General features: G+C 44.8%; 1 protein-coding gene. It reads right to left on the minus strand.

The genetic code is table 11. The features are described 5' to 3' along the window. A partial coding sequence (locus tag C6Y40_RS07865) for a transposase (protein ID WP_105934106.1) occupies window positions 1-1,287 on the minus strand: 1,287 nt, incomplete at its 3' end. Window positions 1,288-1,394 lie beyond the last annotated feature (107 nt).

The following is a 1,394-nucleotide window of genomic DNA, read 5'->3' on the forward strand; positions in this document are numbered from 1 at the left end:
AATATTGAATACTCTTTTTAACCTTTGTGCCCACGACATGCTTCGCGCATGGTATGGTTTATCTGAATCTTTCAGATGCTCTGCTAAGCGAGGGCTATTCTTACCGCGTTGTGAAGCCGTTACCTCGGCACGCACCTTAGCATTGGGAGCAAACACGCCATAAAACCTCGTAAGGTTTAGCCTCGGCACTGGCACCAGTGCCGCGAGCTTGCCTATGAAATCCAAGGGAGTAAAAAAGACATGTGTGGTACCGTCTTGATAGGGAGTTTTCAGTTGATATCTTACTTTTCCTGAATCGGTTAGACTCAATCGTTGCTCGCTTAACGCTGGCCTTGAGATATATCTGCATAGCCTTTCCAGTTTGTCAGTTTGATGGCTGTCTGCAAACACCCCAGCGTGTAAGCTAAAACCGTTTATTTGAGCTAATTGACCGTAATGTTGTTCGTCTTTGGCAGGTAAGGTTTGCAAGGCAAAGACTTTTTTGCCTGTATCTGGTCCTACAGCAATGCGGTAATTGACAGAGGCTGCTTGCAAGGGCAGTAAACTATCTTCGTCATCCATGGGTAAATCGAGAAATGTGTTGTCCATATCCCGTTGAACGAGCCCGGCCTTCTCCAAGTAGGTCGCGATGCGATGGCTAATGACATTCACGAGGGTTTCCATATCATTGTGGTTTGGTGCTTTAACGCACTTGAATTTGGACTGTCCACACTCCTGAGTGATAACGCCTTCCAAAAAGAGCATGTGAAAGTGAATATTGAGATTCAGTGCACTACCAAATCGCTGAATGTAAGTCACCGCTCCTGTGTTTGCTTGCTTCTTAAGATACCCAGCCCGATGCACAATATCGCAAGAAATAGCACGATGAATGATTTGCATGATTTTACTTAAGTGTTTGGGATACCTAGCTAGAAGTAGACGAAGCGGGATGGGTAAACTCAATACCCATTGGCGTACAGGGTAACCGTGAAGAACATCTTCAACTAACAACTTGGCACTTTCTGCCATCCTTCTTGCACCGCAACTTGGGCAAAATCCCCTGCGTTTGCAGCTGAACGCCAGCAGTTTCTCATGCTTGCAGTCGTCACAAACTACACGCAAAAAACCATGCTCAAGCCGACCACACCTAAGAAACTCTTCAAACTCTTTTACCACATGAAGTGGTAACGACTTCCCTTTTTGTGAAAGCTGCTTCTGAAATTCTGGGTAGTGGCGTTCGACCAATTGATACAGTAACGTCTGCTCTGGACGATGTCGTTTATAGGTATGAGAGTGAGTTACTAGCAATGGCGCCTTTATCTTGAATTGGCATCACAGTGTGTATATGATTTTAATGTAAATCTACTGATCAATAGGGTGGGAAATTTATAGTCTCAAGGTCCGAAAAACGTACA

It is taken from the genome of Marisediminitalea alba (assembly GCF_002993365.1).
Classification (GTDB): domain Bacteria; phylum Pseudomonadota; class Gammaproteobacteria; order Enterobacterales; family Alteromonadaceae; genus Alteromonas; species Alteromonas alba.